The sequence below is a fragment of the Bradyrhizobium guangdongense genome (assembly GCF_004114975.1).
In the GTDB taxonomy this organism is placed as follows: domain Bacteria; phylum Pseudomonadota; class Alphaproteobacteria; order Rhizobiales; family Xanthobacteraceae; genus Bradyrhizobium; species Bradyrhizobium guangdongense.
Genome location: NZ_CP030051.1, coordinates 667,781 through 688,654, shown reverse-complemented (window position 1 = coordinate 688,654; position 20,874 = coordinate 667,781). Strand labels below are relative to the sequence as shown.

Sequence of the window (20,874 nt, the reverse complement as noted above, 5' to 3'; positions counted from 1 at the left end):
TTAGGCCCGCCCACCGTCTGCGGAGCGCCCCTTCCTTCGCTTGAGAAACTCTTTTGCGGCCTGCTCCATCACGTCCCACGGGGCAGCGATTGCGAATCCTGGTATCAGTCGTCGAATTCGGAACTGCTTGTCGCCTCACTACCGGCCTTGGGAGCGTTACCGGGAGAGGCCGCCGCCGGGCTCTTCTTCTTGATGCGCATGGCTTGGATCGTCACATAGAGATCCCGGGGAGACGCTTTATCGAGATCCTGTAGGTCTCGATAGTTGGCGAGAAAGTCCAGAATGCTCGGCCGTATGGGCTGCGATTCCGTCGGCGACCTCGTCTTCAACTTGCGATCTAGATCCAGCTTGGTGAGTTCGATGGCGTGTTTTCGCCATTCGACTTCCCTATCTTGCTTGTCGCGGGCGCCCACGAAGAACTTAGCGGCTATCCCGGTTATTATCGCGCCGACGATCGTGGCGGTCGCTCCGGCCAGCGCGGTGACACCCGCCAACTTGGTCGAATCGAGCTTGGATAGTTCTGCGAAGAAATCCTGTATCGCGCTCATGCTTGGGATCTCATGCCGACATGAAACCGCCGGCTTGCCCCTCGGTCCGCCCGACGATGAACTTCCGCTCCAGCACCATGCCCGCAGAGTCCTTGGCGATCACCACCAGTTCGGCTCCGCCTTCTCCGGCTGGTATGCGCATCTCCTCATGACACGGCGGGTCGGGGCAATCGCTGTCGTGAACCACCTTGCCGTTCAGTCGCATTGTAATGCGGGTGGTGCCGATACCGCCCAAGATCGTGAATCGAAAATTTCTGCCTTCGACGGGCGGCTTTGCGTCCAATTCCATATCTCGAGCCAATAGTTCGATGAGATTGCTGCCGGCACAACTTAGCAGACATTTCCCCAAAAACAGCAACTTCGGTCTGCGAAGCCGTGCGTGTTTCGAGTAGCTGAATCCGCCACCGCGCACTCTTCGCGGCGCGCGCCCTGGGCGGGTCATCTGTAACTCATGCGGGAGTCTCGAAGCCGCGTTCGATCTCATTCCAACACAGGGCCATTTGTCGGACTGGAATGTCCAGAAAACGAGCTTCGAATAGTCTATCGGAAGGGAAACGAATTACGAACACGAGGCCTCGTCCGTGTTGCATCCGTGTTGCACGGAGTGGACGGTACTGGGGCCTAACCCATTGTAATCAGTGGTACTGAGCGTAATGGGCGGTAATATCGTTTTGGCGCCCATATTTTACTTAGAACGGAGCGCGTACGGCGCAGAATCCCCTTCAATTATAGGGTTTTCTCGTGGTCGGAGACTGGCGATCCCGGGAAGACTCGAACTTCCGACCTACGGTTTAGGAAACCGCCGCTCTATCCGGCTGAGCTACGGGACCGCGGAACCCGCCGATGAGGCGGATTGCCTGGAGCTGTACATATCAAAGCGAGGGCCAAATCGGAAGCCCTTCGCTCAGCAACAAACAGGGCGGATCACGACTTGCCGTAAGCCCCCTGGTAGCGGCCCTCGCGGATTGCTTTCAGGGTCTCCTCTTCCCGCCTGACCTGGACACGGACGGCCTCCAGCAGCGCTGCGGCGCCGGCGGCGGGGAACGACACCACGCCGTCTTCGTCGCCGACCACGATGTCGCCGGGCGAGATCACGGTGCCGCCGATCGTCACGGGCACGTTGATCTCGCCGGGACCGTTCTTGTAGGGACCGCGATGGATCACGGCGCGGGCGAAGCAGGGAAAATCGTCGGCGGCGAACGCCGCGACATCGCGGATCGCGCCGTCGATCACATAGCCTTCCGCTTTGCGCCATTGCGCGATGTTCTTCATGATCTCGCCGACCAGCGCCCGGGTCTCGTCGCCGCCGCCGTCGACCACGATGACGTCGCCGGGACCGACCATCTCGAGCGCGCGATGGATGGCGAGATTGTCGCCGGGCCGGGTGCGCACCGTGAAGGCCGCGCCCACCAGCTTGCCGCTGCGGTGATAGGGTTTCAGCCCGACCGCGCCCGGCAGGCGGCTGAGATTGTCTGAAATGACCGAGGTCGGCGCATTCCTGAAGCCTTCGATGAGTTCGGCGGACGGCTTCGGCACGCTGTTCGCTGCGATGGTGATGGTCATCAATTTCAGTCCTTCTGCTATTCGGCGTGCACCCGCGCCTTCGCGGGCATGATGCGAAACGCGCGTCCTTCCTTCATCCACGCCGCGCGCTCGTCACGCAACAGGGTACGACGAACCTTTCCGGAATCGTCGCGCGGGGGCGCGCTGACGAACTCGAAGCTCTCCGGATGCTTGTAGCGGCTGAGCCTGTCTTTCAGGAAGTCCGCCATGCTGTCCGCGATGGCTTGGCCGTTCGCGTTCGCCTCCGGCTCGATGATCGCATGGACGCGCTGGCCGAGTTCCGGATCCGGCAAGCCCACCACCACGCAGGAGCGCACGCCGGGACATTCGGAGACGGCAGCTTCGACCTCGGCAGGATAGATATTGGCGCCGCCGCGCAGCACCATGTCGGCGAGTCGATCGCCGAGATAGAGATAGCCTTCGGCGTCCAGCCTGCCGATATCGCCGAGCGATTCCCAGCCGTCGGCGCGCCGCTTCGGCTCGGCGCCGAGATAATGATAGGTGGCGTCCTTGCCGTCGTTGTTGAGGAAATAGATTTCGCCGGTCTCGCCGGGCGCGACGTCCTTGCCGTCCTCGCCGATGATGCGCAAGCGCGCCATCTCTCCGATCTTGCCGACCGAGCCTTTGTGCGTCAGCCATTCCGTGCCGGAGATGATGCAGGCGCCCTGCCGCTCGGTGCCGCCATAGAGCTCCCACACCCGCTCGGGCCCGAGCCAGGCGATCCAGTTCTCCTTCAGCCAGGGCGGCATGGGAGCGGCCATGTGGAACACGGTCTCCAGGCTCGACACGTCGTAGGCATTGCGGACATTGTCCGGCAGCGCCCAGATCCGGTGCATCATGGTCGGCACGAAATTGATCCATTGCACGCGCTCGCGCTCGATCTGCCGCAGCGTCTCCTCGGCATCGAACTTGACGAGACCCGTGAGCTTGCCGCCGCCGAACAGCGCGTAGTGCGACACGATGAACGGCGCATTGTGATACAGCGGACCGGGATTGAGCAGCGAAGCCCCGAAGGGGATGTTGAGCGGCAGAGCGGCAGCCGTGTCGATCACGGCCGGATGGTGATCGAGGATCACCTTCGGCCGGCCGGTCGAGCCGCCCGAGGTCATCGCCTTCCAGTAGCGCGCCACCGGTGGGTCGAGCGGCTCGTCGGAGAACCCTTCCGGGGTGAAATCTGCCGGCAGGCGGTTCGGCGCATTCCAGTCAGCCTCGCCGCCGACCACCAGCGCGGGCTTGAGAATCTCGAGCACGGCGGCCGCTTCGCCGCGCGGCAGCCGCCACGACAACGAAGTCGGCGTTGCGCCGCATTTCCACACCGCAAACGTAGTCTCGAAGAAGACATTGCCGTTCGGTAATCCGATCGCGACGAAATCACCGGGCTTGACGTCCTTTGCCGCGAATGCCCGCGCGCGCCGGTTGGCGCCGCGCTCGAGCTGGTCCCAAGTCAGTCTGTCCTGCCCATGCTGGACGGCGATCGTGCCTTCGGGTTTGCGCTCAGCGTACCAGCGCGGCACATCGGACAGGGGCAGCAGCATCAGGGGTTTCCACTTCGTCTTCTTGGCGCCGCCTCAGGATGAGGCGCCTCGCGAGAGGAAGTGTAACAGGCGGAACTGGTCCTTCAATCGAATTGCGGCCGGGGAGCTCAGCGTTCTTACGACGAATATTTCCTCATGGCATCAAACCGATAGAGTGCAGCGCGAGGCTGTGACGTCCGCGCCACGTCAAGCAAAAAATGTCAGCAGCGCAGTCATGAAAATCATGGGTTCCATGGGTGACAAGTTGGCGATAAAGGGGCAAAAATCGGCCTCGACTCAGTTCGGGTTGAGTTTTGCAAGGAATGCTCCCGTAGAATGTCCGACTTGGTTGCATCGCGCCGTGCAGCGCCGCTTCTCATCGCGGCAGCAGGATTCATTCTGCTGATCTCTTCGCATGCCCACGCGCAATGGTGGAAGCGCGCGCCCGTTGATTTCGAGGAATGCGCCGACGCTGCCGAGAAATCCACAACCAAGGCCGAGAAGACCGCCGCACTCGCGGACTGCAACGCAAAATTCGCCGGCCGCCGCAAGCCGGGCGGCGGCTACACCTATTATGACTTCCTCCAGGATCGCACCTTCGACATCGCAGGTCCCAATCCGACGCCGGAGGAGCAGAAGAAGATCGACGAATCCTACACCGCCTATCTCGCCGATCAGCGCCGCAGCAATGAGGCGGCGCAGGCGATGGCACGCCAGCAACGCGAGCAGCAGGAGCAGCAAGCACAGCAGCTTCAGCAGGTCGTGCTGCGAAGCGAGGTGGAGCGCGTCCCCGTTCCGGTCGAGCGGCCCAAGGTGCAGCAGACCGTCGGTGCGCGACCAAAAGGCGCCTGCACCAAGGGCTCGTTCTCCTGCGAATGGCCGCGGCTGTCGGAAGGCCTGAACGAGATCAAGAAACTGTTCAGCCCGACGCCGAGCAAGCCGGCGAAGAAGAGCTGAGCTGTCTTCACGTCCGTCAGTGCGTTCGCTTCTTCTTCGAGTGCTTATGTCCGGACACCGGCGGAGTTGCGAGTTCAGGCGCCGGCGGCGGGTTGCCTAGCGCCTTCCTGCTCTCCTGTAGGCGCGCATCATAGCCGGGAGAGTTCATGACCGTCGGCGGCCGGGCGTAGGCGAGCCTCGATGCGCCGCAGAGTGCGGCCAGCGCGAGCCCGATCATCAAACAACGCTTCATTGCGCCTCTCCTTTGTTCTCAAGCTCCGCCGCGGATCTGCTGTGGCGAAAGCGCCGGCGACCCCTTGCCTGATGTCTCCGCCTCCTTCACCAGCGCAACAATGCGGCGCATCAGCGGCACTGCGACCCTGTTCTGCTCGGCGAGCGCAATGACGGCTCCTTGCAGATAGTCGATCTCGGTCGTGCGGCCCTGCTTCAGGTCCTGCCACATCGAAGAGCGTGCCTCGGGGTCGATCTTCATTGTACGTCCGAGGATCGCGTTGAAGATCACGTCGGGCAATCTCAGCAAGCTCGGCGTCCAGCTCATCGGAATCGGCGTTGCCGACACCGGCGTGATGCCGGCAGCCTTGAGCGCGGCAAGCCCCTCCGCCATCTGGTCCGCGAACAACCGCCGCCAGTCGCGGTCCGCCAATTGCGCGACGAGCGGCATGTCGGAGAGCGCGCTGAGCGCATTATTGAGGTTGATGATCAGCTTGCCCCATTGCACGCTGGTGATGTCGCGGCTCGCGCGCATGGTGAGACCGGGCACCGACAACGCAGCAGCAGTGTTGCTCGCATCCTCACCGATCTGGATGTCGCCGGAGCTCGAGCGGTGAAAACGCCCTTCCCCCATCGCCACCACGTTGAACGGCACCATGCCGGCGAGCACGCGCCGGCCGCCAAGCCGCTCATTCAGCACAGCAACATTGCCGACGCCGTTCTGCAGCAACACGATGACCGCATCCTGCGGCGCATGCCGGACGATCTGATCCGCGATGTCGGCCGTGTCGGCGCTCTTCACCGTGACCAGCACGATGCCGGCGCTGTGAAAGATCGCAGGATCCTCGGACAGTGCTAGCCGGCCCGCATCCAGTTTCTGCTCGGAACCGTCGAAATCCGTGAGCCGCAGGCCGAAGCGCTCGATCTCGGTCTTCACCCGCGGCCGCACCAGAAGGGCGACGCGACGACCGGCGGCCGCCAGCTGGCCTCCGACAAAACAGCCGATGGCGCCTGCGCCGGCCACCACGATCGGTCGATCCGTCACCACCTGACTTGCTCCCTGAATGCCCGGCTTCCGATAGCAGAGCCGGGACGCAGAGGCGAGGCCGTCTGCTCGCCGCGGCCAAGGCGCATCTGCCTTGTAACCGTCATGAGAGCCCCATATGTTTTTGCCCGGGGGCTTGTCACCGGCGAGAGCTCGCCGACGAGAACGCCAAAGGAGAGCACCATGGGTCTACTCGACGTCCTTAACGGCATGCAGAACGGTCCCCGCGGCCCGAGCACCCCGAGCTCACAACAATCCTCCGGCGGCATGTCGCCGATGACCATGGCGATCCTCGGCCTGCTCGCCTGGAAGGCGTTCAAGCATTTCACCGCGCCCCAATCCGGCTCCGCGCCGCAGCCATCGCCGGCGCCGGCACCTCCGCCCGTGAATGCTGGCACGGGCGGCGGTCTGAGTGACGTGCTCAAGGGCGGCCTCGGCGGCCTGCTCGCGGGCGGCGCTGCCGGCAGCGTGCTGAGCGGCGGACTCGGCGATCTGCTCAACCAGTTGCAGCAGAGCGGCCACGGGGACACTGCGAACTCCTGGGTCAGCAAGGGCGAGAACAAGCCGATCGCACCCGGCGATCTCGCCAACGCGCTCGGCGCCGACCAGATCGACAGCCTGTCAGCCCAGAGCGGGCTGTCGCGCGACGAGCTGCTCTCCGGCCTCAGCCAGTACCTGCCGCGGGTGGTCGATCATTTGACGCCGGACGGCCGGCTGCCGACCGAGAACGAGATCGCGGGACGGATTTGATCAATCGAGGTCTGCGCATTCGACAAGGGGAGCACTGACATGAGCATGGGCGGCCTGTTGTGGATCATCGTGGTCGGCTTCGTCGCAGGACTGATCGCACGCTTCCTGGCGCCGGGACCGAACAATCCGAGCGGCTTCATCCTCACCACCATCCTCGGCATCGCCGGTGCATTCCTGGCGACCTTCATCGGCCAGGCGATCGGCCACTACGGTCCGGATCAGGGCGCAGGATTCATCATGGCCACGATCGGCGCCGTGGTGGTGCTGTTCATCTGGCACCGGCTGGTCGCGAGCGGGGTGATCAAGGGGTAGGCGCTAGCCGTCGCGCGAGGACGCCATCTGCCTCCTCGTCGTCATTGCGAGGAGTTCTTACGGCGAAGCAATCCAGAATGTTGCCTTGGAGGCAGTCTGGATTGCTTCGCTACGATCGCAATGACGACCTCACGTGATCAAATGCATCCCTGCATCCATGCGCACGACTTCGCCGGTCATGTTGCTGGAGGCCGGCATCGCCAGGAAGCAGACGAGCTGCGCGATGTCCTCGGCGGATGAAGCGACCTTCAGCGGCACCTTGGCAATCACGCTGTCGCGCACCTGCTTGGCGCCGGCTTCGCCGCGGCCCTTGGTGAACCAGGGCGTGTCGATATAGCCGGGGCAGACCGTGTTGACGCGGATCAGCGGCGCCAGCGCGCGCGACAGCGACAGCGTCATCGTATTGAGCGCGCCCTTGCTCGCGGCATAGGCGATCGAGGAGCCGACGCCGCTGAGGCCGGCGACGGAGGAGACGTTGACCACGGCGGACGGGCGTCCCGACGCCTTGGAGCCAGCCTCGAGCAGGCTCCGCGCCGCGCGCACCATCTGGAACGGGCCGATGGTGTTGACGCCATAGAGACGCTGGAAGTCCTCCGCCGACAATCCGTCGAGATCGGCGTGGGCGACGTGCTTGGTGGTGCCGGCATTGTTGACGAGGATGTCGAGCTTGCCCCAGCCGCTCGCGGCCGCGACGATCTTGCGGCAATCCTCGTCCTTCGAGACATCGCCCTGCGCGACCAGCACTTCCGCCGCGCCCGCCCTGCGGCAGAGCTCTGCCGTGGCCTCGGCTTCCTTCTGGCTCGAGGAGTAGTTGATGACGAGCCGCGCCCCGCTTGCTGCGAGAATTTCCGCGGTTGCGGCGCCAAGTCCGGATGCGGACCCCGTCACGATTGCGCACAAACTGTCCTTGGCCATCCGGATTTCCTTCCCCTTGATTGAATATCGGCACCTTGTTTAGCGAGTTTGACGCGCCCTGCAAATCAAGCAAACTCCGCTAAGCGGAATTAGTCCAGGCCGGTTCTTGCCCCATGCCGAAGGTGCAGATGGGCCTGCGATCAACGCTTGTCAGAGCCATGGCTTTTTCGGATCATCGGGCGCAAGAAGAAACCCGCGCGCCGGCCCGACAGCAGGACGCGCCAATGGCAAAATACGGGGAGCGCTGTGGCGGAGAGTGACAACATCGTCGTCGAGACCGCGGAAAAAATCTTCGCCGATCTCGCCGATCCGCAGACCATCAACAACGACAAGAAGGGTGCGTGGCAGGCGCCGCTATGGCAGGCGTTGAGCGAAGCCGGCCTCCCCTTGTCCTGGGTGGCCGACGATCTTGGCGGCTCGGGTGCGAGCCTTGCCGACGGCTTTGCTCTGCTGAACGCCGCCGGCCGTTTCGCCGTCGCCGTTCCCCTCGCCGAAACTATGCTCGCCGGCTGGCTGCTGGCGCAGGGGAAGATCGCCTCGCCCCAAGGCGAGATGACGGTGCTGCCGGCGAACCCGCGGGATCGCATCACGCGCGATGCCGACGGCGCGCTCTCCGGCAGTTGCCGCGGCGTGCCCTTTGCCAAGGCGGCGAAGCATTTTGCGGTTCTGGCGCATGGCAATGACGGCGTCTCGATCGCGCTGGTCGATGCGGGCAAGGCCCGGATCGAAGCCGGGCTCAATGTAGGCTACGACCACAGCGACAGCGTGACGCTCGACAAGGTGCAGCCCGTCACCATCAAGCCCGCGCCTGATGGCGTTTCCCAGGCCACCTTGATGCTGATGGGTGGCGTCGCCCGCAGCCTTCAGATCGCCGGCGCGCTGGAATCGATGCTCGACATCTCCGTGCGCTATTCCAACGAGCGCGTCGCCTTCGAGAAGAAAATCTCGAAATTCCAGGCGGTGCAGCACAATCTCGCCCGCCTCGCCGGCGAATCCGCCGCAGCGCTTGCGGCCGCGACATCTGCCGCCGATGCCATCGCAAACGCAAAGTCCTTCGACGACGAGATCTATCTCGAAGCCGCCTCGGCCAAGATCCGCTGCGCGGAAGCCGCGGAGAAAGGCGGCGGCATCGCGCATCAGGTCCATGGTGCGATCGGCTTCACGATGGAGCACATCCTGCACCGCTATTCGCTGCGCGCGCTGGCCTGGCGCGATGATTTCGGCTCGGAGAGCTACTGGGCCGTCGAACTCGGCAAGCTGGTCGCCTCCAGAGGCGCCGACGAATTGTGGCCGCTCGTGGCATCGCGCTGATCGGGGAGAGAAACACATGACCGCTGCCCTCCGTTTCGATCCGATCCGCCTGCCCGAGAAGTGCGAGCAACTCCGCAAGGAAGTGCGCGCCTTCCTCGCCGAGGAAGCCGCCCGCGGTACCTTCGATGCGAGCAAACCCAACCGCGAGGACACCGACGTGCCGGAATTCTGCCGCCGCGTCGGCGAACGCGGCTGGATCGGCATGACCTGGCCGAAGAAGTATGGTGGCCAGGAGCGTTCGTTCCTTGAGCGCTATGTTGTGACCGAGGAGATGCGCGTCGCCAACGCCCCGACGCGGCGCTTCTTCGTCGCCGACCGTCAGAGCGGCCCGGTGCTGCTGAAATATGCACCCGAGCACATCAAAATGGACATCCTGCCGCGCATCTGCAAAGGCGAAGTGTGCTTTGCCATCGGCATGAGCGAGCCGAACTCCGGCTCGGACCTGTTCGCGGCGAAGACACGCGCGACCAAGACCGACGGCGGCTATCTCATCAACGGCACCAAGATCTGGACCTCGTCGGCGCATATCGCCGACTACATGATCGCGATCTTCCGGACATCGCCGCCGACCAAGGAGAACCGCCGCCACGGGCTCACCCAGTTCCTCGTGAAAATGAAGGAGCCGGGCATCAAGGTGAACCCGATCGGCCAGATCACCGGCCAGTATGAGTTCAACGAGGTCGTGTTCACCGATCACTTCATCCCCGACGATCACGTGCTCGGCGAAGTCGATGGCGCATGGAAGCAGGCGACTTCAGAGCTTGCCTATGAACGCTCGGGCCCCGAGCGCTTCCTCGAAACCTATTACGTGCTGACTGAGCTGGTCCGTGCCGTCGGCCCCAACCCGGACACGCGCAGCGCCGAAGGCATTGGTCGCCTGGTCGCACAGCTTCACACCATGCGGCGCATGTCGGTGTCGGTCGCCGGCATGCTGCAGGCGGGCAAGGAGCCCGTCGTGGAGGCCTCCATCGTCAAGGATATCGGCACGGTCTGGGAGCAGCAGCTTCCGCATCGCGTGCGCGATCTCGCCGCCTTCGTCGATGAGACCGCGACCAACCGCGAGACGCTGCAGCGGCAACTCGATTTCGCCATCAAGACCGCGCCGAAACTCACCATTCAGGGCGGCACCACCGAAGTCCTGCGCGGCATCATCGCGCGCGGGCTGGGCTTGCGCTGACGCGGATGGACGCCGCTGTCGCGGCTCGCTCCGATCACCTCTCCCTTGGGAGAGGTGGTTCTTCGCTACTGAGATATTGGAGACTAGCAATGACCACTTACAAGGATATCGGCGTCGAGAAGGTCGGACACGTCGGCACCATCGAGATTCGCAGGCCGCCGCTCAACTTCTTCGACATCTCGCTGATCAACCAGATCGCGGATGCGCTCGACGAGTTCGACCGCGACATCGAGATCCGCGCCTCCGTTCTCTCGGCGCAGGGCAAGGCGTTCTGCGCCGGCGCCAATTTCCAGGATCCGGCGCGGCAGGCGCAGGAAGCCAAGGAGGCCGAGAACAAAGCCAAGGGCGATCCGGCCGACAGCCTCGGCCCGATCAATCATCTCTACATCCAGGCCGTGCGCATCTTCCGTGCCAAGAAGCCGATCGTCGCTGCCGTGCAGGGCGCTGCCATCGGCGGCGGTCTCGGCCTTGCCGTGTCGGCCGATTTCCGCGTCACCTGTCCCGAGGCGCGCTTCTCCGCGAATTTCACCAAACTCGGCTTTCATCCCGGCTTCGGCCTGACGACGACGCTGCCCGAGCTGATCGGCAAGAACAACGCCGAGCTGATGTTCTACACCAGCCGCCGCGTCACCGGCGAAGAGGCCTATAAATGGGGCCTCGCCAACGAGCTGGTGCCGCAGGATCAGGTGAAATCGGCCGCAATGAAGCTCGCCGGCGAAATCGCCGAATGCTCGCCGCTCGGCCTCCTCTCCACCCGGGCCACGATGCGTGCCGGCCTCGCCGACCGCGTGATGGCTGCAACCAACCACGAGCTCGCCGAACAGACGCGCCTGCGCGCAACGGAAGATTTCAAGGAAGGCGTGAAGGCCACGGAAGAACGGCGCGCGGCGAATTTCAGGGGGAGATGAGCTTCACCACTAACGCATCCACGATCGTCACACCCTGCCCCTCCGGATGCACCAGTACGGGGTTAAGCTCGATCTCCGCGATCTCGCCTGCATGCCGCGCGGCGAGTACGGAAATGTCGGCGATCAACTGCGCAAGGGCCAAGACATCCGCCTTCGCCGCCCCTCGAAAGCCGTTCAGCAGCGGCGCAGCCCTCAATCCCGCCAGCATCGCGCCGGCCTCTTCCGCGCTGACTGGGGCGGGACGGTAGACGACATCGCGGAACAGCTCCGTGGTGATGCCGCCAAGGCCCACCATCACCATCGGCCCGAACGTCTGATCCGTCATGGTGCCGACGATGATCTCGATGCCCTTCCCGGCCATCGGTCCGACCAGCACGCCCTGGATCTTCGCCTCCGGCCGGTGCTTGCGCGCATTGTTCAGCAGCGCCTCGAACGCCAGGAATACTTCGCCCTTGGTGGTGATGTTGACGCGAACGCCGCCGATCTCGCTCTTGTGCGCGATGTCGGGTGACTGGATCTTCATCACCAGGGGGAAGCCGACACGCGCGATGGCAGCGTCCAGCTCGCTCTTGTCCTGCACCAGCACTTCGTCCGGCAGCGCTATGCCGGCGGCACGGAGCAAGGCTTTGCTGTCGGCCTCGGACAAAACCGGCGAGAGCAGGTGCGCGGAGAGATCGCGCGCCGGCAGCCGCGTGTCACCCGCTGGGCTTGGCAGGGTGAATTTCGCGTAGTCCACGAGCCGTCGCATCGCGACACCGACATGGGTGAGGCCCGAGAGCACCACGACGCCGGACTTGGCAAGCTCGCGCCGCGCGAACTCCGACGGCACCGTGTAGGAATAGAACACCACCGGCTTGTGCTGCGCCGCCAGCACCGGCGTCAACTCCGGCTCCTTGAACGGCTTGCGCACCTCGCTCGACAGCGACAGCACGACCAGGATCGCGTCGATCTCGTCCGAGACCGTCAGCAGATCGACGCTCTTCTGAAGACCGCCTGATGTGACTCCCTGCGCTGTGACGTCGATGGGATTGCGCGCCGTGCCGTAGGACGGCATCAGCGCCTTGATCTCCGCCTGGATCGGCTCCGAGAGTTCCGGCACCTGCAGGCCTTGCAGCGCCACGGCATCGGTGCCCCAGATGCCGGCGCCCCCGGACACGGTGACAACGGCAACGCGATCACCTTTCGGCAGAGGGTTGCTCGTGAGCACGGCGGCGATCGTCAGCGCCTCGTCGAGGTCGTTGGAAACGATGAAACCATATGTGGCAAACACGGCATCATAAGCTGCCGACCAGCCGGCCATGCTCGCCGTGTGCGAGGCAGCGGCACGCTGGCCGGCGCCGGAGCGGCCGACCTTCGTCACGATGACCGGCTTCCTGATCTCAGCGGCCCGCCGCGCCGCGACCAGGAACTTGTCGACGTCGCGGATGCCTTCGATGAACAGCAGGATCATGTCGGTCGAGCCATCCCGCACGATGTAGTCCAGGAATTCGCCGGCGCCGAGGTCGGATTCATTGCCGGAGCTGACCACGTAGCTCACGGCGATGCCGAGCGCCTTGGCGCGGTGGTAATAGGCGAAGCCGATGCCGCCGCTCTGCGCGACGATGCCGATCCGCTTCGTGGTGGCGACCAGCGGCACCACTCCGGGCTTGACGTCGACGGCCGGACTGAACGTTGCCGCGACGCGTTGCATCTGACTGAAGAAGCCCTCGGCATTCGGGCCGGAAATCCGCATGCCGGTGCGCCTTGCCAGCGCGGCGATCGCGCTCTGCATCGCTGCGCTGTCGCCGCCTTCCTCGGCAAAGCCGGAGGAGATGATGACGGCGTTCCTGACGCCTGCGGCGGCGCATTGCTCGAGCGCGGGGAGCACCGCGCGCGCCGGGATCATGATGACGGCTAGATCGATTGGGACGCCGATCTCCGCGATCGATTTGTAGCAGGTGAGCCCATCGATATCCGCGTAGTTCGGGTTCACCGGATAGATCTTGCCGGGATAATCGTTCTTGCGCAGCATCGCGAGCAGCCGGCCCGGGATCTTCTCGTGATCGCGCGAGGCGCCGATCAGCGCGATGCTTGCGGGCGCGAAGAAGGTGTCGAGCGGATGGGTCATGACATGATCCTCTTCTTGTTCTTCGTGCATCCGCCGCACACACGCATCAAGGGAATCAACTGACGCGGAACGTCACCCCGCCCAGCAGGAACTCATTCCCCGCCACCGCAAGCCCCTTCGCCTTGGCGGCGTGCAGCACGCTCGCGGGGTCGGTCACCCGAAACTCCAGCGCGCTCATGATTTCGCTCGCGCCCTTGACGAAGCGGAACGTGGCATTGGGCAGCTTCAACTCGGCATCGCCAGGCGCAACGCCGATGATCCGGCCCCAATGCGCCGCCAGCCCTTGGGGATCCGGGCCTTGCATCTCCACCGCCGTCAGCGCCTGCGTCACGTCCTTGCGGATGAACTTTTGCCACTCCGGTCCGGCCGGCGGATATGGGCCCAGGATGTCGTCGCTGCCTTCGGTGTGGTTGAACTCGATGAAGGCGGCGCGGCAATCGCGGGGGTGGAGCTGTACGCCATGATAGGGCGCGTGGTCGATCACGTTGGCGGTGCGCACGCCCATCGCGTTCGCATGACGGCCGCGCTCGTCGGGATCATTGCAGCAGAAGATCGCCATGTAGCCGCCGCGGCCGCCGGTCTTCTCGATGAAGCGGCCGGCGGTGGTGCCGTCCTTGAATGGCGCCACCACCTCCAGCAGAATCGTATCGACGGGGAGCAGCGCGTTCTCCAGGCCGTATTTGGCGACATTGCCGTCGCGGTAGCAGACGGAAAGGCCCATGATCTCCGCGATCTCGGAGATGACAGGCTCGAGATGCGGCGCGACCAGACAGATCTGCCGCAGCCGCATATAGGGCGCCATCGTCATGCGCCCTTGAAGGACGGCTTGCGCTTCTCGACGAAGGCCTTCGCGGCCTCCTTGTGATCCTCGGTATCGCCGCAGCGGGTGTGATGGATTGCCTCGCCGTCGAAGCAATCCTCCAGCGGCAGATGCTCGGCATTGTTGATGTTGCGCTTGATGTAGCCGAGCGCGATCGAGGGCCCCTGCGCCAACGACAATGCGAGCTCATGCGCGGCCGCATCGATCCCGGCGTCGGGCACGACCTTCGTCACCATGCCGATCGCATGCGCTTCCCTGGCCGTGAGCACCGGCGACATCAGGTACAGCTCGCGCGCCCGCGCACTGCCGAGCAGCTGGGTCAGGAAATAGGTGCCGCCGTAATCGCCGGAGAAGCCGACCTTGGCAAAGGCGGTGGTGATCTTGCAGGATTCGGAGGCGATGCGCAGATCGCAGGACAGCGCCATCGACAAGCCGGCGCCGGCCGCGGCACCATCGAGCTGCGCCACCACGGGCTTTGGCATCTGATGCAGGATGCGCGAGACCTCCATGCCGCGGCGGAGGTTCGCAAGCTTTTGCTCGAACGGCAGCGGCGCGCGGCCTGCGGCCATCGACTTGACGTCGCCGCCGACACAGAACGAGCCGCCGGCTCCCTTGAACAGCACCGCCCGCACCTCGGGATCGTCAGCCGCCCGCCGCGCCGCTTCGACGAGGCCTGCGACCATCTCGGGATTGAGCGCATTCTTCCGCTCGGGGCGATTCATGGTGATGGTGAGCAGCCCGCCTTCGAGCTTTTGCAGGACCATGTCGTTCATGCGAGGTTTCCTCTGTTTGTTGACCGAGCTCTCACCACGTCGTCATTGCGAGCGAAGCGAAACAATCCAGAGATGTCTCCGCAGATGCAACCTGGATTGCTTCGTCGCACCAGCACAATTGCTCGCAATTTTGTCGCGGGCTCCTCGCAATGACGTCGTGACTTACGTCACGCCGTCACTTCTTCACCAGCGGGCAGCGCGACTGCTCCAGCGACTGGAACGCCTCATTGGCCGGCACGGTGGCGAGCAGCTTGTAATCGTCCCAACGGCCCTTGGACTCCGACGGCTTCTTCACTTCGAACAGGTACATGTCGTGGACCATGCGGCCGTCCTCGCGGATCTTGCCGTCATGAGCGAAGAAGTCGTTGATCGGCGTCTCCTTCATCACCTTCATGACCGCAGCAGCGTCGGTGGTGCCAGCCGCCTTCACCGCCTTCAGATAGTGCGTGACCGAGGAATAGACGCCGGCCTGCGCCGAGGTCGGCGGCCGCTTGACGCGCTCCATGAAGCGCTTCGAAAATGCGCGGGTCTCGTCGTTCATGTCCCAGTAGAAGGCTTCGGCCAGCAGCAGGCCCTGCGCGGTCTCGAGCCCGATCGAGTCGATATCGGTGACGAAGGCCAGCAATGGCGAGACCTTCTGGCCGCCTTTCATGATGCCGAACTCGGCCGCCTGCTTGATCGCGTTGACGGTGTCGCCGCCGGCATTCGCGAGTCCGATCACCTTGGCTTTCGACGCCTGCGCCTGCAGCAGGAACGACGAGAAGTCCGAGGTGTTGAGCGGATGACGCACACTGCCCAGCACCTTGCCGCCGGTCTTGGTGACGACGGCGCTGGTGTCCTTCTCCAGATCCTGGCCGAAGGCATAGTCGGCGGTGAGGAAGAACCAGGTGTCGAGGCCCGATTTCACGGCGGCGAGGCCGGTGACATTGGCCTGGCCGTAAGTGTCGAACACATAGTGCACGGTAGTGGGACCGCAGGCCTCGTTGGAGAGGCGGATCGAGCCGGGCCCGTTGAAGATGATAATCTTGCCCCGCGCCTTCGCGATCTCGCCCGCGGCCAACGCTGTGGCGGACGCCGCGACGTCGTAGATCATCTCGACGCCATGATTGTCGAGCATGTCGCGCGCGATGTTGGCGGCGAGATCGGCCTTGTTCTGATGATCGGCCGCCAGTACCTCGATCTTGCGTCCCAGTACCTCGCCGCCGAAATCCTCGACAGCCATCTTGGCTGCGGTCTCGCTGCCGGGGCCGGTGATGTCGGCGTAGAGGCTCGACATGTCGAGGATGCCGCCGATCTTCAGGGGCGGCTTGTCCTGAGCCTGCGCGGCGGCACTCGCGCTGAGGGCAAACGCGGCGGCAAAAATGCCCGACAAAATATGCTTCATGGAAAAACAACCTCCCTTGATCGCCTGGCTCTGATGGCGGCTTGATTATCGTTGTTGTCGCAATCATGCCGCATGCGCAAGAGCGCAGCAAGCGCCGGTGCGTTGCGAGGGCCTGATTGCCGCGCATGTTTTCCGCAAAACGGAATGGTGAGACGCGAACGAATGTCTCCGCGTCATTGCGAGCGGAGCAGAGCAATCCAGAGTCTTTCCGCAGAGGCAGTCTGGATTGCTTCGCCGCGCTCGCAATGACGGAGTGCGTGGAAGCCTCTTCGCGCCTCACCGCTTCTGAGTTAGCATTCGCGCCTAACGCAACCTCTCCGGGTCATGTGACGCAACCCCTTCTTCACCTCACCGTCGCGCTTCTCTTCATCGCAGGTCACCCTGCGTGCGCGACACCGTGCCAATTCGAGGCACAGGGCGAAGGACGCGTCGCGGCGGTCGTCGATGCACGCAGCGTCCGCCTCGACGACGGCCGCGAGGTCCGCCTCACGGGAATCGAAGCGACGGCGGCGACGAAGCAAGCATTGACTTCCCTGCTCGTCGGCCGCGACGTCATCCTGCGCAGCACTAACGACACGCCCGACCGTTACGGTCGCCAGGGCGCGCTGGTCTTCATCGGCGAAAGCGATAGCTCTATCCAGGCCGCCCTCCTCGCCCAGGGCGACGCGCTCGTCTCCGCCGAGATCGCGGACAAGGACTGCGCGGCGGCCCTGATGGCGTCGGAAGCGGAGGCGCGGCGCCAAAAAAAGGGCAGTTGGGCTGACCCGTCGGCCATAAAAAACGCGGAAAGTCCGGACGATATTTTGGCCGGGATCGGGCGCTTTATGGTCGTCGAGGGCAAAGTCCTGTCCGTCCGGCAAGCTGGGGCAATGACCTACCTCAACTTCGGACGAAGCTGGACACGCGGCTTTACGGCGACTATCTCAAAGCGCAATCTACCGGCGTTCGAAACCGCCGGAATTACCCTTAAGTCCCTGGAAAATAAGCGTGTTCGCGTTCGGGGCTGGGTTGAGGGGAATACGGGGCCGCGTATCGAGGTGCGTCTCGTGGGACAGCTCGAGTTGCTGGGCGCAAACGAACCGACAGGGGTAAGGCCTTAAATCGGGCCGGGCACGGGTTAAGCGACGTGAATGGGGTGCTAGAACGGCACGGACGAGGTGATGGCCGCCGCCTACGGGCTGCGCCGGCCGCGCTTTGCCTTGCGGTGGGCACGGCACTCGCCGGTTGCGGCGATATGGGCCGGTTCCAGACCGCGGCAGCCCCGCCGACCGTCGCGATGCCCAAGCCGAAGCCGGCGGTCGCCCAGACCCCGGCGACGGAGAAAGAACACGAACGCATCTTGGCGAGCTATGGCGGCACCTATGACGACCCCAAGCTCGAATCCCTCGTCAGCAAGACCGTCGACCGGCTCGTCGCCGCGTCAGACCGTCCCGATCAGGGCTACAAGGTCACCATTCTCAACTCCGGCGCGGTGAACGCCTTCGCGCTGCCGAACGGCCAGCTCTACGTCACGCGCGGGCTTCTGGCGCTTGCCAGCGATACCTCGGAATTGTCCTCCGTGCTCAGCCACGAGATGGCGCATGTGCTGTCCAGGCACGCCGCAATGCGCGAGGACCAGGCGCGCCAGGCTGCGATCGTCACGCGTGTCGTCACCGACATGAGCACGGACCCCGATCTCACCGCGCTCGCGCTCGCCAAAACCAAGCTCACCATGGCGAGCTTTTCGCGCAACCAGGAGTTCGAGGCTGACGGCATTGGCGTCGGCATCTCCGCCAAGGCGCATTTCGATCCCTATGGTGCCGCCCGCTTCCTCTCGGCGATGGAGCGCAATGCCGAGCTGAAGGCCGGCAAGACTTCGCTCGACCCGCGCGCGCAGGATTTCACCTCGTCGCATCCGGCAACGCCCGAACGGGTGCAAAATGCGCAGACCATCGCGCGGCAATATGCGGCGCCCGAGGGCGCCGAACGCGACCGGGAGAGCTATCTCTCCGCGATCGACAATCTCGTCTATGGCGAGGACCCCAGCGAAGGTTTTGTCCGCGGCCGGCGCTTCCTGCATCCGAAGCTCGGCTTTACCTTCCAGGCGCCTGATAATTTCACGCTCGATAACACTGCGCAGGCGGTGATCGGCGTGCGCGAGGGCGGCTCGCAGGCGATGCGCTTCGACGTCGTGCGCGTGCCGGCCGAACAGTCGCTCGGCGACTATCTCAATTCCGGCTGGATGGAGGGCGTCGAGAAGGCATCCACCGAGGACCTGACCATTAACGGCTTCCCGGCCGCATCTGCCACCGCTAAGGGCGACCAGTGGCAGTTCAAGGTCTATGCGCTGCGCTTCGGCAGCGACGTCTATCGCTTTATCTTCGCCACGCGGCAGAAATCGACCGAGAGCGAGCGCAATGCGCGCGAGACCGTCAACTCATTCCGCCGCCTGACGCTCGAAGAGATCCAAGCCGCGCGACCGCTGCGCATCAAGGTGATCACCGTGCAGCCCGGCGACACCGCGGAATCGCTGTCGCACCGCATGGCCGGCGTCGATCACCCCGCCGAACGTTTTCGTGTACTCAACGGCCTCGATCGCAACGCGCAGGTGAAGGTGCGCGACCGCGTGAAGATCGTGACCGATTGAAGCTGGGGCAGCTGCCGCAGCTGCCGTAGGGTGGGCAAAGCGAAGCGTGCCCACCCAATCTGATTGATCGAGAACGATCGTGGGCACGGCGCTTAAGCGCCTTTGCTCACGCTACGAGACCTGCACCGCCTACCGCGCCTTTTCCTTCAAATACGCGATGATGTCGGCGCGATCCTGCGCATCCGGCACATCGAAGAACATCTTGGTCTCGGGCACCATCGCTTGCGGTCCGGTCAGCCATTTGTCGAGGTTCTCCTCGGTCCAGACGATTCCCGAATTCTTCAGATCGGGCGAATAGTCGTAACCGGGAACGCTGCCCGCCTCGCGCCCGACCACGCCCTTGTGCATCGGGCCGACGCCATTCTCGTTGATGGAGTGACAGTCTGCGCAGCCCTTGTAGAGCGTCTGGCCGCGCGCGGCATCGCCGGTGGCCCCCGCGGGACCGGCTGCACACAGCAGCGCAATCGCGACCGCGGCGGGAGCCAGGCTTGCGGTGCTTCGCCGGAGGACGGAATACGGCCAGACGTTCATGTGATCTCCTGTTTGCGATCCGCAAACAGGATCGTCCGGGCCGAATATTATTCCCGTCAGTTGGAGGATTGGCCCGCGTCCATGTCGCCGGCCTCGCGCTGGCCGCTGAGCCAGAGCGCGAGCAGGGTCCAGAACGCGCCCGACAGTAGGTACGCGCCCGAGGCGATGACGCCGAGATTGATGGCCAGCAGCAGCGCGACGAGCGGAGCGAACCCGGCGCCGAACAGCCAGGCCATGTCCGAGGTCAGCGCGGAAGCCGTGTAGCGGTACATCTGCTTGAAGTTCGAGGCGATCGCGCCCGAGGACTGTCCGAAGGACAGGCCGAGCAGGATGAAGCCGATCACCATGTAGATGGTCTCGCCGAACGCACCGGCATCGAGAAGCTGCGGGGCGAAACCGCTGTAGATCGCGATCGCGATCGCCGAACCCATCAGCAGCGACTTGCGGCCGACACGGTCGGCGATGATGCCGGACACCACGATCGCGGCGACGCCGAACACGGCGGCGACGATCTCGATGATCAAAAAGCGCACCGGGCTCTCGCGGGTGAACAGGAACACCCAGGACAGCGGGAACACCGTGACCATGTGGAACAGCGCGAAGCTCGCCAGCGGTGCGAATGCGCCGAGCATGATGTTGTGGCCTTCACGCGCGACGGTGTCGGAGATGCGCGCGGGCTGGAGCTCGCGGGTCTCGAACAGCGAGGCATATTCCTCTGTCGTCACCATGCGCAGGCGCGCGAACAGCGCCACGACGTTGATGGCGAAAGCGACGAAGAACGGATAGCGCCAACCCCAATCGAAGAAATCGTCGGCCGAGAGATTGCCGGCGAAATAGGCGAACAGCGCGCTCGCGACGATCAGTCCGAGCGGCGCGCCGAGCTGCGGCACCATCGCGTACCAGCCGCGCTTGGAGGCGGGCGCGTTCAGCGCCAGCAGCGAAGCCATGCCGTCCCAGGCGCCGCCCCAGGCCAGACCCTGCGCGATGCGCGCCAGCGCCAGCAGCCAGATCGCAGCGACGCCGATCTCGTGATAACCGGGCAGGAATGCGAGCGCCACGGTGGCGGTGCCAAGCAGGAACAGCGCCGAGATCAACTTGGCCGTCTTGCCGTAGCTGCGGTCGACCGTCATGAAAATCACGGTGCCGATCGGCCGTGCCATGAAGGCCAGCGCGAAGATCATGAAGGAATAGAGGGTGCCGGTCAGTTCGCTGGTGAACGGAAAGACGAGGCGCGGGAACACGATCACCGAGGCGATCGCGAATACGAAGAAATCAAAGAATTCCGAGGTGCGGCCGATGATGACGCCGATGGCGATTTCGCCGGGACTGGCCTGGTCGTGGCCGTGCTCGCCCGAGTGGAGGTTTGCCATTGCGGGGGTCTGTGCCGTCGCCATTCGTGCGCCCTTAACGTCCTGAAAACCAA

The 20,874-nt window shown here is 64.2% G+C and carries 21 protein-coding genes and 1 tRNA gene; 8 read left to right on the top strand and 14 right to left on the bottom strand.

The features are described from left to right. Nucleotides 1–104: 104 nt before the first annotated feature. The 5 genes from X265_RS03265 to X265_RS03245 form a co-directional block, all read right to left on the bottom strand. The gene (locus X265_RS03265; protein WP_128963625.1) at nucleotides 105–548 is read right to left on the bottom strand and encodes a hypothetical protein; all 444 of its coding nucleotides are present in this window, start codon (nucleotides 546–548) and stop codon (nucleotides 105–107) included. 10 nt (nucleotides 549–558) lie between these two features. Then, nucleotides 559–990: a hypothetical protein gene (locus X265_RS03260; protein ID WP_128963624.1), complete on the bottom strand. Its 432-nt coding sequence runs from the start codon at nucleotides 988–990 to the stop codon at nucleotides 559–561. A gap of 311 nt (nucleotides 991–1,301) precedes the next feature. Then, nucleotides 1,302–1,378 (bottom strand) — tRNA-Arg (locus X265_RS03255). A gap of 94 nt (nucleotides 1,379–1,472) precedes the next feature. Continuing rightward, nucleotides 1,473–2,111 carry an RraA family protein gene (locus tag X265_RS03250; protein WP_164938408.1) on the bottom strand — a complete coding sequence of 213 codons (639 nt, stop codon included), beginning with the start codon at nucleotides 2,109–2,111 and terminating at the stop codon, nucleotides 1,473–1,475. A 17-nt stretch (nucleotides 2,112–2,128) separates the two neighbouring features. After that, nucleotides 2,129–3,646 (bottom strand): AMP-binding protein, encoded by a 1,518-nt coding sequence (locus X265_RS03245; protein WP_128963622.1) that lies wholly within the window; start codon nucleotides 3,644–3,646, stop codon nucleotides 2,129–2,131. Nucleotides 3,647–3,961: 315 nt separating this feature from the next. Between X265_RS03245 and X265_RS03240 the strand changes: the two genes are divergently transcribed. After that, a complete protein-coding gene (locus X265_RS03240) occupies nucleotides 3,962–4,582 on the top strand; it encodes a hypothetical protein (RefSeq protein WP_128963621.1) in 621 nt (206 codons plus the stop codon). 16 nt (nucleotides 4,583–4,598) lie between these two features. Here the strand turns inward: X265_RS03240 and X265_RS03235 are convergent, their stop codons facing one another. Further along, nucleotides 4,599–4,814, bottom strand: a complete 216-nt coding sequence (locus X265_RS03235) for a hypothetical protein (protein ID WP_128963620.1) — start codon at nucleotides 4,812–4,814, stop codon at nucleotides 4,599–4,601. A gap of 18 nt (nucleotides 4,815–4,832) precedes the next feature. Then, nucleotides 4,833–5,840 carry a 2-dehydropantoate 2-reductase gene (locus X265_RS03230; protein WP_128963619.1) on the bottom strand — a complete coding sequence of 336 codons (1,008 nt, stop codon included), beginning with the start codon at nucleotides 5,838–5,840 and terminating at the stop codon, nucleotides 4,833–4,835. A 180-nt stretch (nucleotides 5,841–6,020) separates the two neighbouring features. Here X265_RS03230 and X265_RS03225 point away from each other — a divergent pair, with 180 nt between their 5' ends. Both X265_RS03225 and X265_RS03220 read left to right on the top strand, forming a co-directional pair. Beyond that, the gene (locus tag X265_RS03225) at nucleotides 6,021–6,587 is read left to right on the top strand and encodes a YidB family protein (protein ID WP_128963618.1); all 567 of its coding nucleotides are present in this window, start codon (nucleotides 6,021–6,023) and stop codon (nucleotides 6,585–6,587) included. A gap of 39 nt (nucleotides 6,588–6,626) precedes the next feature. Continuing rightward, entirely contained in the window at nucleotides 6,627–6,899 is a 273-nt protein-coding gene (locus X265_RS03220; protein WP_188637410.1) for a GlsB/YeaQ/YmgE family stress response membrane protein, read from the top strand. A 129-nt stretch (nucleotides 6,900–7,028) separates the two neighbouring features. On the opposite strand, the gene X265_RS03215 is transcribed toward X265_RS03220, so the two are convergent. After that, on the bottom strand, nucleotides 7,029–7,814 hold the full coding sequence (locus tag X265_RS03215) for an SDR family NAD(P)-dependent oxidoreductase (protein ID WP_128963617.1): 786 nt from the start codon (nucleotides 7,812–7,814) through the stop codon (nucleotides 7,029–7,031). Nucleotides 7,815–8,060: 246 nt separating this feature from the next. Between X265_RS03215 and X265_RS03210 the strand changes: the two genes are divergently transcribed. The 3 genes from X265_RS03210 (at nucleotide 8,061) to X265_RS03200 (ending at nucleotide 11,210) form a co-directional block, all read left to right on the top strand. Beyond that, nucleotides 8,061–9,125: an acyl-CoA dehydrogenase family protein gene (locus X265_RS03210; protein ID WP_128963616.1), complete on the top strand. Its 1,065-nt coding sequence runs from the start codon at nucleotides 8,061–8,063 to the stop codon at nucleotides 9,123–9,125. 16 nt (nucleotides 9,126–9,141) lie between these two features. After that, nucleotides 9,142–10,302 (top strand): acyl-CoA dehydrogenase family protein, encoded by a 1,161-nt coding sequence (locus tag X265_RS03205; RefSeq protein ID WP_128963615.1) that lies wholly within the window; start codon nucleotides 9,142–9,144, stop codon nucleotides 10,300–10,302. 89 nt (nucleotides 10,303–10,391) lie between these two features. Next, nucleotides 10,392–11,210 (top strand): enoyl-CoA hydratase/isomerase family protein, encoded by an 819-nt coding sequence (locus tag X265_RS03200; protein ID WP_128963614.1) that lies wholly within the window; start codon nucleotides 10,392–10,394, stop codon nucleotides 11,208–11,210. Here X265_RS03200 and X265_RS03195 read toward each other — a convergent pair. The 4 genes from X265_RS03195 to X265_RS03180 all read right to left on the bottom strand — a co-directional run bounded on the left by X265_RS03195 (nucleotide 11,197) and on the right by X265_RS03180 (nucleotide 16,294). Then, the gene (locus X265_RS03195) at nucleotides 11,197–13,317 is read right to left on the bottom strand and encodes an acetate--CoA ligase family protein (protein WP_128963613.1); all 2,121 of its coding nucleotides are present in this window, start codon (nucleotides 13,315–13,317) and stop codon (nucleotides 11,197–11,199) included. The genes X265_RS03200 and X265_RS03195 overlap by 14 nt on opposite strands. A 55-nt stretch (nucleotides 13,318–13,372) precedes the next feature. Continuing rightward, a complete protein-coding gene (locus X265_RS03190) occupies nucleotides 13,373–14,119 on the bottom strand; it encodes a VOC family protein (protein ID WP_164938407.1) in 747 nt (248 codons plus the stop codon). 2 nt (nucleotides 14,120–14,121) lie between these two features. After that, complete coding sequence (locus tag X265_RS03185) at nucleotides 14,122–14,910, bottom strand: enoyl-CoA hydratase (protein WP_128963611.1); 789 nt, start codon at nucleotides 14,908–14,910, stop codon at nucleotides 14,122–14,124. Nucleotides 14,911–15,085: 175 nt separating this feature from the next. Beyond that, a complete protein-coding gene (locus tag X265_RS03180; protein ID WP_128963610.1) occupies nucleotides 15,086–16,294 on the bottom strand; it encodes an ABC transporter substrate-binding protein in 1,209 nt (402 codons plus the stop codon). A gap of 245 nt (nucleotides 16,295–16,539) precedes the next feature. Here X265_RS03180 and X265_RS03170 point away from each other — a divergent pair, with 245 nt between their 5' ends. Together X265_RS03170 and X265_RS03165 are read left to right on the top strand one after the other, a co-directional pair. After that, a complete protein-coding gene (locus X265_RS03170; protein WP_128963608.1) occupies nucleotides 16,540–17,394 on the top strand; it encodes a thermonuclease family protein in 855 nt (284 codons plus the stop codon). A gap of 134 nt (nucleotides 17,395–17,528) precedes the next feature. Next, nucleotides 17,529–18,920: a M48 family metalloprotease gene (locus tag X265_RS03165; protein ID WP_244659379.1), complete on the top strand. Its 1,392-nt coding sequence runs from the start codon at nucleotides 17,529–17,531 to the stop codon at nucleotides 18,918–18,920. 129 nt (nucleotides 18,921–19,049) lie between these two features. On the opposite strand, the gene X265_RS03160 is transcribed toward X265_RS03165, so the two are convergent. Together X265_RS03160 and X265_RS03155 are read right to left on the bottom strand one after the other, a co-directional pair. Next, on the bottom strand, nucleotides 19,050–19,451 hold the full coding sequence (locus X265_RS03160) for a c-type cytochrome (RefSeq protein WP_128963607.1): 402 nt from the start codon (nucleotides 19,449–19,451) through the stop codon (nucleotides 19,050–19,052). Nucleotides 19,452–19,507: 56 nt separating this feature from the next. Next, complete coding sequence (locus tag X265_RS03155; RefSeq protein WP_128963606.1) at nucleotides 19,508–20,845, bottom strand: MFS transporter; 1,338 nt, start codon at nucleotides 20,843–20,845, stop codon at nucleotides 19,508–19,510. Between the last annotated feature and the right edge of the window lie 29 nt (nucleotides 20,846–20,874).